We start from the raw sequence: 10,518 nt of genomic DNA on the forward strand, positions 1-10,518 counted from the left end.
CGCGCCACTCCTAAAGGCGTCGCCTTCGCCCGAAAGCGAGGCCGGACCACCGCAGTCAAGCCGCGACCGACGCGACCGACCACAAAAGCAGGCCGCGAATTCGCTCCAACCCCCTTGACAGACCAGCGCTTTCGGCGGAACGGCTGTTGCAGGGGATCAACGGATCGTTATGGACTTGATTACGACTACTTCGGAACTCGCGGCGTCGTGCGCCCGTCTCGCCCGTCACGAGGTCATTACGGTCGACACCGAGTTTCTGCGTGAGACGACCTATTATCCCCTGCTCTGCGTGGTTCAGATGGCCAGCGCGGACGAAGCGGTCGTGATCGACGCACTGGCCGATGGGATCGACCTGAAACCGTTCTTCGAGCTGATGGCGAATGAGAAGGTCCTGAAAGTCTTTCATGCGGCGCGTCAGGACATCGAGATCATCTTTCACCGCGCCTGCACCATTCCGCATCCGATCTTCGACACCCAAGTCGCCGCGATGGTACTAGGCTACGGCGATTCCATCGCCTACGACCAGCTGGTCGAACGAATTACCGGTTACCGGCCCGACAAGACCCACCGCTTCACCGATTGGGCGCGACGGCCGCTGACGGAAGAACAGCTCCACTACGCAGTGTCCGACGTCACTCATCTGCGCGATGTCTTCGTCGCCCTCGATGCCGACCTCAAGAAGCGCGGCCGCAGCGACTGGGTCGGCTCGGAGATGGAGGTTCTGACGTCGCCTCGGACCTATGACTTCCACCCCGAGCGCGCCTGGGAGCGGCTGAAGACGCGGGTGCGCAAGCCCAAGGAGCTCGCCGTGCTGATGGAGGTCGCCGCCTGGCGCGAGCAGGAGGCGCAATCGCGCGACGTGCCGCGCAGCCGCGTCCTCAAGGACGACGCGGTCGGCGATATCGCGACCCACGCCCCGGCCTCGCTCGAGCGGCTTGGCAACCTGCGTTCATTGCCGAAGGGTTTTGAGCGCTCGAAATGGGGCGCGGAGATTCTGGCGGCGGTGCAGCGCGGCCTGGCGCGGGATCCCGCGACGCTGCCGAAACTCGAAAAACCGCGCGGCAATTCCAACGGCACGGCGATCGTCGAGCTGTTGAAGGTGCTGCTGCGCATGACGTCCGAACGCCATGCCGTCGCCTCCAAGGTGATCGCCACCGTCGACGATCTGGAGCAGATCGCGGCCGACGACAACGCCGATGTCGGCGCCCTGCATGGCTGGCGCCGCGAGCTGTTCGGTGAGGCTGCCCTGGCGCTGAAGCACGGGAGGGTTGCGCTCGCCATCGAGCGCGGCCGGGTCATCAAGGTCGAGCGAACCTGACGTTGCGCGATCGGGCGGCTTCTAGTTCAGCTTGTCGCCCTCGCGATCCGGCTCCGCCGCCTCCAGCGCCTGCGAAACCTCGACGAGGGCCATTGACAGGATATAGGCGCTGGTAGGTAAGTTGAGCGCGCGCGCTTTTGCTATGGCCGCCTGAAGATCGGCCGCCAGCTCGTTGAGATCGTCCTCGCGAGTCATCTGCTACTTCTCGTATCGGGAGCTTTGGTGTGAGCACGGACGAATGCGACCCACCGGGTGCGAAGCTGCTGCAATTGCTTTCCGAAAATCAAATCAATCTAAACGTTGCAGAGGGGTTAAGACTGATCGTTGCTTTTAACAAAATACGAGATTCGAGCGACCGGCGCATCCTCATCGAGCTCGCGGAACGGCTTGCCAGGTAGCGAGATGTGGATGGCAGCATATCACACTCCTGCGAGTTACGAGAGACTGCGTTTTTGCACGAGGTGAGCGACGCGGCATGCAGCATCGAAGCAGCTCAGTTGTCTTCGGCTCTGATCGTCATACTTACCACTTGAGCTCGAGGCCGAACGTACCCTGGTGCGATCGTAGCGCGGAGCGGAACTTGCCGTCGTAGTTGAGATAGAGGCGCGCGGTGTTGCCAAGGCTCAGCGACGTGGACGCGCCGGCGTCGGCGCCGTACCGGCTCTCACCGATCCCCTGCACCGTGATGCTCTGCGCGCCGAGGCTGACCACGACAGAGCTGAAATTCTGCGAGACATTGTCGACGAACTTGCCATACGCCGAGAGGTCGAGGATCTTCTGGTCGAGCAGCCAGTAATGGCCGATCTCGGCGCCCAGCAGCAGACGCGACCGTTCGAGCGTCGCTCCGCTCTCGGCGACGGGATCGAGACCGCCGACCTCCTGCAACGCTCCGGTCGTGGCCCGCACATATTCCAGGCCGAGTTTTGGAACGATGCGGCTTTCGTGCAAGGTCCAATAGTAGTCGAGCTCGGTCAGGGCGCCGCTCAGCTCAGCACGATAGCCCGCGCGCGCAACGCCGCCGCCGGTGTCGCGGCTGGTATTGATCGAGCCGAACCCGTGCACCAGCGCCACCGCCCAGGTCCAGGGTCCCTTGTCGACGGAGGCATTGAAGCCGAGCTGGGTCAGGTCCAGCGTCGCCGACTGCAACGCAAGGGGAACATCGACATCGGTCCGGCTCTGGTCGGCCGAAAAGCCGATATTGACCCCGGGGGCCACGCGCGCACCGAGGCCCGCGACTGCGCCGCCCGTCGTGCGCCTGTCGCCGAAAAATTCGCCCTGGTTGTCGGTCCGCGAGGAGATTCCGTAGGTCTCGCCCCAGGCGCGAACCCAGGATCCTTCGGTCGCCTCCGAGGCGCCACCGCCGCCGGGATTGGTGCGCAGCGTGCGATCAAACCCGCCGGTCGCCTGAGCGCCGAGCCGCTCCAGGAAGTTCGAGCCGAGATTGATCAGCGTCGAGCCTGACGAGATCCGCGCATTGATCTGCGTCGGGGTGGGCACCGGCACGCTCGGTGTTGGTGTTGGTGTCGGCGTCGGCGAAGCCGTCGGTGTCGGCGTGGGCGTCGGCGACGATGTCTGCGCCCGGGCGACCTGCGCGGTCATCGTGAGAGCCGAAAGCAGGACGACGTTCACGGCAGGGAGCCTCGTGAGCCCTCGCATTCCCCTTTTCCCAGGCTTCATCGATCTCGATGCGCGGCACATGAATCCGACTTCCGAAACAGCGAAACCCGCCTACGGCCAAAAACCCGACTACGACGCTGATTTGCCTGGAGTCCGAACGGAGGGTCAACCAGTCGCGGACCCGCCTGGAGCTTGATTGCTCATCATTGTGGTTCCAAGGCCACACGACGCTGCCAAACGATGAGTTGAGGTTTCGATCATTGCCGCGTCGGCGGTGCACTCCCTCTCCCGCTTGCGGGGAGAGCGTTGGGGTGAGGGGGACTCTCCAAGCACCGCGCCCGGTGGAGAGTCCCCCTCGCCCGCATCGCTGAAGCGATGCGACCTCTCCCCGCAAGCGACGCAAGCGGGGAGAGGTGAACCGCCGCCGCGGGGTCGACTCAACCAAACTTCATTCTGATCTAGCCGGCGACGGGCGAGATCAAAAAGTTGCCGGAAGCTGCGCCGTCGGCGGTGCGGCAGACATCGCCGTCGAGCCGCACCTTGCCGCTGGCGAGCAGCCGCAAGGCATCAGGATAGATGCGGTGCTCGACTTCGAGAATCCGCTCGGACAGCGTGTCGACGGTGTCGTGATCGCTGATCGCAACCGCACCCTGCATCAGGATCGGCCCCGCATCGGTCTCGGGAATCACGAAATGCACGGTGGCGCCTGATATCTTGACGCCGGCGCGCAGCGCCTGGCCGTGCGGGTCGAGGCCTGGAAACGACGGCAGCAGCGAGGGATGGATATTGAGCATCCGCCCGTACCACCGCTTGACGAAGTCAGCCGTGAACAGGCGCATGAAACCGCCGAGACAGACCAGTTCGATGCCGTGTCGGTCGAGTTCGCCCTGCAGCGTCGCCTCGAAGGCCGCGCGATCCCTGCCGAACGGCTTGCTCTCGACGACGACGGTGGGAACGCCGGCCGCCCGGGCTTTCTGCAGGCCCGGCGCGTCAGCACGATTGGAGATCACAACCGCGATCTCGGCCGGAAAATTTTCCGCCGACGCCGCCTGGATCAGCGCGGCCATGTTCGATCCGCGGCCGGAAATCAGGATCGCGACGCGCCGCTTCATGCCCTTACCATGTGAGGTCGAGGTGTCCGTTATAGACGACGCGGTGCTCGCCCTCGGCCGGGATCACCTCGCCCAGCAGGGTGACGCTCTCCCCGCTGCCGGCCAAAACTTCGGTGACCGCATCGACCGCATCCGCCTTCACGATCGCGATCATGCCGATGCCGCAATTGAAGGTGCGCAAAAGTTCGAGCTCGGCAATGCCGCCCTGCTCCGCGAGCCATTTGAAGACGGGAAGCACCGGCAGCCGCGCCAGATCGATGCCGACGCCGAGCTGCTTTGGCAGCACGCGCGGAATATTGTCGGTGAAGCCGCCGCCGGTGATATGGGCGAACCCTTTCACCGCGCCGGTCTCGCGGATCGCGCGCAGGCATGATCGCACATAGAGCCGGGTCGGCGCCAAAAGCGCGCCAGCGAGCGTCATGACCGGCGAGAACGGCGCCTGCGCCTCGAAGGCGAGCCCAGAATTTTCCACGATCTTGCGCACCAGCGAAAATCCGTTGGAATGGACTCCGGACGAGGCAAGCCCGAGCACCGCATCGCCCGCCTCGATGTCGGCGCGCGGCAGCAGCGTGCCGCGCTCGGCGGCGCCGACCGCAAAGCCCGCCAGATCGTAATCGCCGTCCTTGTAGAGGCCGGGCATCTCCGCGGTCTCGCCGCCGATCAGCGCGCAGCCGGATTCCCGGCAGGCTTCCGCGACGCCTGCGACGATCGCCGCGGCGGCTTCCGGATCAAGCTTGCCGCAGGCAAAATAGTCCAAAAAGAACAGCGGCTCGGCGCCCTGCACGACGAGGTCGTTCACCGACATCGCCACGAGATCGATGCCGATCCCCTCATGCAAGCCGGTCTCGATCGCGATCTTCACCTTGGTGCCGACACCGTCGGTAGCGGCAACCAGCACCGGATCCTTGAAGCCCGCGGCCCTGAGGTCGAACAGGCCGCCGAATCCGCCGATTTCCGCATCCGCGCCCGCGCGTGCGGTGGCGCGCACCATCGGCTTGATGAGATCGACCAGGCGATTGCCCGCATCGATATCAACGCCCGAATCCGCGTATGTGAGCCCGTTCTTGCGCTCGGCCATGCCAGATGAACCAGATCAGGGCCGCTGGTTACGTCGGAATCCGCCGCCACGCAATGGCTCGCAAGCCGCCCGGGGCTATACTATGTAGATAACGGCCGGTTCACCAAAAGGGGGCATCGTTGCAGGGACCGGCAGCCGGGACGTGCCAGGTGAGTATTCCAAATATCATTACCCTCGGACGGATCCTGCTGGTGCCGTTCATCGTCTGGGCCATCGCTTCGAACCAGATGGAAATCGCGTTCGCCGTGTTCATCGTCGCCGGCATCAGCGATGCGGTCGACGGCTTTCTTGCCAAGCGTTTCGACATGGCGAGCGAGCTTGGCGCCCTGCTTGATCCCTTGGCCGACAAGGCGCTGCTGGTCTCGATCTACATGGCGCTCGGGATCGGGGGTGCGATCCCGCGCTGGCTGGTCATTCTGGTGGTTTCCCGCGACATCATGATCGTGACCGCCGTGATTGTGTCATGGTTGTTCGACAAACCTGTTGCGATGAAACCGCTGATGGTGTCGAAGCTCAACACGGGCGCGCAGGTGGCATTTGCCGCCCTGATCCTGGCTTCCCTCAGCTTCGGCTTTCAGCCGGCGCCCTATGATTCGATCCTGATGGTTTTCGTGACGGCTTTTACCCTGGTTTCGGTGTCCCTCTATCTGGTGGAGTGGGTGCGGCACATGGGCACGATCGAGGCGAGATAGCGCGATAGAGGGAGTCTTTCGCGTGGCAGGCAGTGGTCCTCCCCGTCAACTCGCATTCACGTTGCCGCATGCGGAGAGCCTGACGCGCGACAACTTTCTCGAAGGCCCCGCCAATGCGGCAGCGCTCGCTTTGATCGACGCCTGGCCCGAATGGCCGAGCCGAACCATGATGCTGGTCGGGCCGGAGGGATCGGGCAAGAGCCATCTCGCCGCGATCTGGGCGGGCGAGGCGGGCGCGCGTTCGACCGCGGCGCACGCGCTCGGCGCGGCTGACGTGCCCGACGCGCTCACGACGGGCGCACTTGTCGTGGAGGATTTGCGGCCCCGCGAGGTCGACGAGCGCGCACTGTTTCATCTGCTCAATCTCGCGCGCGAGCAGGCGGCCTTCGTGCTCATGACCGGCCGTATGTCGCCCTCCGCCATGGACGTCGAGTTGCGCGACCTGGACTCGCGCCTGCGCGCGCTGCCCACGGTATCGCTGTCGTCCCCAGACGAGCAGTTGTTCCGCGCGCTCATCGTCAAATTCTGCGCCGACCGCCAGCTTGCGATCGACGAAAGCGTGGTGAGCTATCTCGTCAGCCGGATCGAGCGCTCCTCGGCGGCGGCACGGCGGGCGATCGAGCTTCTGGACGGCGAAGCCTTGCGCCAGGGCCGGCCCGTCACCCGGGCGCTGGCAGCCGAACTGCTGCGCTAGGCGGTTCGCCGCACCAGATGTGCCTTGACGGCGGGGAGCCAGGGAACATCATTGTCATCGAGACGTCATCGCCCTGACACAGGACGCGGCGTTCGATTAGACTGCGTTGCGCCCTCTTTCGAACCGGATCGATTTCTGATGGAAACAGCACAACCTATTGATCTTAAAGAAGAAGATCTGGAAATCGACATCGCTCCCTCGATCGTGAAAAGCCCGGAACGGTTCATCAACCGGGAGCTATCCTGGCTGCATTTCAACCGCCGCGTCCTGGAGGAATCGGTCAATGCCGGCCACCCGGCGCTCGAGCGGGTCCGGTTCCTGTCGATTTCAGCCAACAACCTGGATGAGTTCTTCATGGTCCGGGTCGCCGGCATCAAGGCCCAGGTCCGGGAAGGCATTTTGGAACGCAGCCCGGACGGGCTGACACCGTCCGAGCAGCTGTCGCTCATCAACAAGACGGTGTCGCAGCTCGCCGTCGATCAGCAGGCGATCTGGCGCGAGCTCCGCAAGCTGCTCGGCGAGCACGGCATCGTGCTCGTCGATGGCCATGACGCCAGCAAGAGCGAGCTCAACTGGATCGAGGACCATTTCCTGCGCAACATCTTTCCGCTGCTGACCCCGCTGGCGATCGACCCGGCGCACCCCTTCCCGTTCATACCCAATCTCGGCTTTACGGTCGCCCTGCAGCTGACGCGCGTTGCCGACGGCAAGCCGATGAACGCGCTGATCCGCATGCCCGGCAAGATCGACCGCTTCATCCGCATCCCCGGCGGAAAGGACGGAACGGTCCGCCTGATCACCCTGGAGCAGGCCACCGGGCTTTTCATCGGGCGGCTGTTTCCCGGCTACACGGTGAAGGGCCGCGGCGCGTTTCGCATCATCCGCGACAGCGAAATCGAAATCGAGGAAGAGGCGGAAGATCTGGTGCGGCTGTTCGAGACCGCGCTGAAGCGGCGGCGGCGCGGGTCGGTGATCAGGCTCGAGATCGAGGCCCACATGCCCGAGGAGCTGCGCGCGTTCGTGCAGCACGCGCTCTCCGCCGCCGACGACGAAGTGCTGCTGGTCGATGGCGTGCTGGCGATGAACGAGCTGTCGCAGCTGACACGTCTAGATCGTCCTGATCTCGAATTTACACCCTACGTGCCCCGCCATCCCGAACGCGTCCGCGATCATGGCGGCGACATTTTTGCCGCGATCCGGCAAAAGGACCTGATCGTCCATCACCCCTATGAGTCGTTCGACGTCGTGGTGCAGTTCCTGCAGCAGGCCGCGCGCGACCCGGACGTCGTCGCGATCAAACAGACGCTGTACCGCACCTCCACCAACTCGCCGATCGTGCGTGCGCTCGCCGAGGCGGCCGAAGCCGGCAAGTCGGTCACCGCGCTGATCGAGCTGAAAGCCCGCTTCGACGAGGAGGCCAACATCCGCTGGGCGCGCGACCTCGAACGCGCCGGCGTCCAGGTGGTCTACGGCTTCCTCGAGCTGAAGACGCACGCAAAACTGTCGCTGATCGTCCGCCGCGAAGGCGGCAATCTGACCACCTATGTCCACACCGGCACCGGCAACTATCATCCGGTGACCGCGCGCATCTACACCGACCTCTCCTACTTTACCTGCGACCCGATCATCGGCCGCGACGTGACGCGCGTCTTCAACTACATCACCGGCTATGCGGAGCCGATCGACATCGACAAGATGGCAGTCTCGCCGCTCACCTTGCGCAAGCGCATCATCGAGCACATTCAGGGCGAGACGGAGCACAGCCGCCATGGCAAGCCGGGCGCGATCTGGATGAAGATGAACTCGCTGGTCGACCCCGATATCATCGATGCGCTGTATGAGGCCTCACAGGCCGGGGTGTCGATCGAGCTCGTGGTGCGCGGTATCTGCTGCCTCAAGCCGGGCCTTCCTGGCCTGTCGGAGAACATCCGCGTCAAATCGATCATCGGCCGCTTCCTCGAACACGGCCGAATCTACTGTTTCGGCATGGGCCAGGGCCTGCCGAGCGCCAAGGCCGCTGTGTATATCTCGTCTGCCGACATGATGCCGCGCAACCTCGACCGCCGCGTCGAGGTGTTGTGCCCGCTGCAAAATCCCACTGTGCATCAGCAGGTTCTCGAACAGATCATGGTCGCCAATCTGAAGGACAATGAGCAGAGCTGGCAGTTGTTGCCGGACGGTTCGTCAACGCGTATGAAGGCCGCCAAGGGCGAAGAGCCTTTCAATCTGCATAAATATTTCATGACGAACCCGAGTCTGTCAGGCCGTGGAAAATCGCTCAAAGAGTCCTCTCCACGCCGCCTTACGCGCCGGACCGAACGTCATCTCTAAGGAACAGGGCAAGTGACGCGGCCGCGCAAGCGCGGCTCGAGCGTCGCGGTCATCGACATCGGCTCCAACTCGGTCCGCCTCGTCGTCTATGAGGAGATGGCGCGCAGCCTGGTGTCGATCTTCAACGAAAAGACACTCTGCGGGCTCGGCCGCGAGGTGCAGAGCACCGGTCTCTTGGCGCCCGATGCCGTGGCCAAGGCTTTGACCTCGCTGAGGCGGTTTCGTGCGCTGTGCCGGATCATGAAGGTCGGCCGCGTCCATGCGATCGCAACCGCGGCCTGCCGCGATGCTTCGAATGGCCCCGAGTTCATCGCCAGGGCCGAACAGATCTGCCGGGTCCGAATCGAGATCCTCTCCGGCCCGCGCGAGGCGCAGCTCTCGGCACTCGGCGTGGTCTCCGGCATCCACAGGCCGGACGGCATCGTCGGCGACCTCGGCGGCGGCTCGCTCGAACTCGTCGACATCAGCGGCCACCGCGTGCGCAAGGGCGTGACGCTGCCCTTGGGAACGCTGGCGCTGCAGGACCTCTCCGACAAGTCGCTGAAGCGCGCCGAACGCATCGTCAAGACGCAGCTCGCCGGCGTTCCGCTGCTTGCCGGAGGTGGCGGACGCTCGTTCTATGCGGTCGGCGGGACATGGCGCGCGCTCGCCCGCATTCACATCATCCAGAGCGGATATCCGCTCGGCGTGATGCATGGCTATTCGATACCGGCGGCGGAAGCTCTCGATTTCGCCCGGCGGCTGCGCCGGCTCGTCGCCGCCGACATGCTGGCCAATATCGAGGCGGTCGCCGAGGCGCGGCGTCCGCTGCTCGCCTACGCGGCGCTGGTGCTCGAATATATCATCGGCATAGCCAGGCCGAGATCCATCGTGTTCTCGACCTTCGGCGTTCGCGAGGGTCTGTTGTATGACCGGCTGCCGGCGCCGGAGCGGGCCAAGGACGGGCTGATTGCCGCCGCGCAGCAGCTCAACGCCCTGTTGTCGCGATCGGCGCGCCACGCCGAGGAGCTGATGGCCTGGACCGACCGTTTCGTCCATGTCGTCAAGCTGCGCGAGAGCGAGGAGGACCGTCGGCTGCGCCATGCGGCCTGCCTGCTGTCGGATATCGGCTGGCGCGTTCACCCCGATCACCGCGGCGAGCAGACGCTGCACCTGATCACCAACGGGAATTTCGGCTCGATCGATCATCAGGGCCGCGCCTTCGTGGCGCTCTCGGTGTTCTTCCGCTATGCCGGCCTCAGCGAGGAAAACCAGCCGCCCGAGATCATCCAGCAGATGGTGCCACAGGCCATGCTCGACCGTGCGCGCATCCTGGGCGCGGCCTTCCGCGTCGCGCATCTGACCTCGGCGGCGCGGCCCGGGCTGTTGCCGGCGACACATTTCCGCACCCAGGGGCGCAATCTGATGCTGGTGTTCGAACACCAGATGGTCGATCTCGTCGCCGACCGCGTCGGCGGCCGCTTCAAGCAACTGGCGCGCCTGGTCGGGCGTAGCGGCTCGATCGTGCTGCGCTGACAGGGGCGCCCACGAGGGGCGCCCCTAAAGCGGGATGAGATTAGGCTGAATCGAATTGGGATTCCCAAATCAGCGCATTTCTGATTCACCATGCTGGCTGGGAAGGGAGGCCGGCATGGATGGGAGCACCATATTCTCTTGACCTTCGGAAGCGGGTTGTC

10 protein-coding genes are annotated in these 10,518 nt (G+C 64.4%); 6 read left to right on the forward strand and 4 right to left on the reverse strand.

Features of this window, described 5'->3' with window-relative positions; genetic code table 11:
* Positions 1 to 169: 169 nt before the first annotated feature.
* Positions 170 to 1,318, forward strand: a complete 1,149-nt coding sequence (gene rnd, locus JOZ76_RS05355; protein WP_291697589.1) for a ribonuclease D — start codon at positions 170 to 172, stop codon at positions 1,316 to 1,318.
* A gap of 21 nt (positions 1,319 to 1,339) precedes the next feature.
* Here the strand turns inward: rnd and JOZ76_RS05360 are convergent, their stop codons facing one another.
* The gene (locus JOZ76_RS05360; RefSeq protein ID WP_291697590.1) at positions 1,340 to 1,513 is read right to left on the reverse strand and encodes a hypothetical protein; all 174 of its coding nucleotides are present in this window, start codon (positions 1,511 to 1,513) and stop codon (positions 1,340 to 1,342) included.
* A gap of 29 nt (positions 1,514 to 1,542) precedes the next feature.
* Between JOZ76_RS05360 and JOZ76_RS05365 the strand changes: the two genes are divergently transcribed.
* A complete protein-coding gene (locus JOZ76_RS05365) occupies positions 1,543 to 1,716 on the forward strand; it encodes a hypothetical protein (protein ID WP_291697591.1) in 174 nt (57 codons plus the stop codon).
* Between the two features lie 124 nt (positions 1,717 to 1,840).
* Here the strand turns inward: JOZ76_RS05365 and JOZ76_RS05370 are convergent, their stop codons facing one another.
* The 3 genes from JOZ76_RS05370 to purM form a co-directional block, all read right to left on the reverse strand.
* Complete coding sequence (locus JOZ76_RS05370) at positions 1,841 to 2,995, reverse strand: autotransporter outer membrane beta-barrel domain-containing protein (protein WP_441299978.1); 1,155 nt, start codon at positions 2,993 to 2,995, stop codon at positions 1,841 to 1,843.
* Between the two features lie 398 nt (positions 2,996 to 3,393).
* A complete protein-coding gene (purN, locus tag JOZ76_RS05375; protein WP_291697592.1) occupies positions 3,394 to 4,047 on the reverse strand; it encodes a phosphoribosylglycinamide formyltransferase in 654 nt (217 codons plus the stop codon).
* A gap of 4 nt (positions 4,048 to 4,051) precedes the next feature.
* Positions 4,052 to 5,125 carry a phosphoribosylformylglycinamidine cyclo-ligase gene (gene purM, locus JOZ76_RS05380; RefSeq protein WP_291697593.1) on the reverse strand — a complete coding sequence of 358 codons (1,074 nt, stop codon included), beginning with the start codon at positions 5,123 to 5,125 and terminating at the stop codon, positions 4,052 to 4,054.
* Positions 5,126 to 5,274: 149 nt separating this feature from the next.
* Here purM and JOZ76_RS05385 point away from each other — a divergent pair, with 149 nt between their 5' ends.
* The 4 genes from JOZ76_RS05385 (at position 5,275) to ppx (ending at position 10,357) form a co-directional block, all read left to right on the forward strand.
* Positions 5,275 to 5,817, forward strand: a complete 543-nt coding sequence (locus tag JOZ76_RS05385; protein WP_291697594.1) for a CDP-alcohol phosphatidyltransferase family protein — start codon at positions 5,275 to 5,277, stop codon at positions 5,815 to 5,817.
* Positions 5,818 to 5,839: 22 nt separating this feature from the next.
* On the forward strand, positions 5,840 to 6,511 hold the full coding sequence (locus JOZ76_RS05390; protein ID WP_291697595.1) for a DnaA ATPase domain-containing protein: 672 nt from the start codon (positions 5,840 to 5,842) through the stop codon (positions 6,509 to 6,511).
* 138 nt (positions 6,512 to 6,649) lie between these two features.
* Positions 6,650 to 8,842, forward strand: a complete 2,193-nt coding sequence (locus tag JOZ76_RS05395; protein ID WP_291697596.1) for an RNA degradosome polyphosphate kinase — start codon at positions 6,650 to 6,652, stop codon at positions 8,840 to 8,842.
* A 12-nt stretch (positions 8,843 to 8,854) separates the two neighbouring features.
* Positions 8,855 to 10,357 carry an exopolyphosphatase gene (gene ppx / locus JOZ76_RS05400; protein WP_291697597.1) on the forward strand — a complete coding sequence of 501 codons (1,503 nt, stop codon included), beginning with the start codon at positions 8,855 to 8,857 and terminating at the stop codon, positions 10,355 to 10,357.
* The last annotated feature ends 161 nt before the right edge of the window (positions 10,358 to 10,518 follow it).

Source organism: Bradyrhizobium sp. (genome assembly GCF_019244115.1).
In the GTDB taxonomy this organism is placed as follows: domain Bacteria; phylum Pseudomonadota; class Alphaproteobacteria; order Rhizobiales; family Xanthobacteraceae; genus Bradyrhizobium.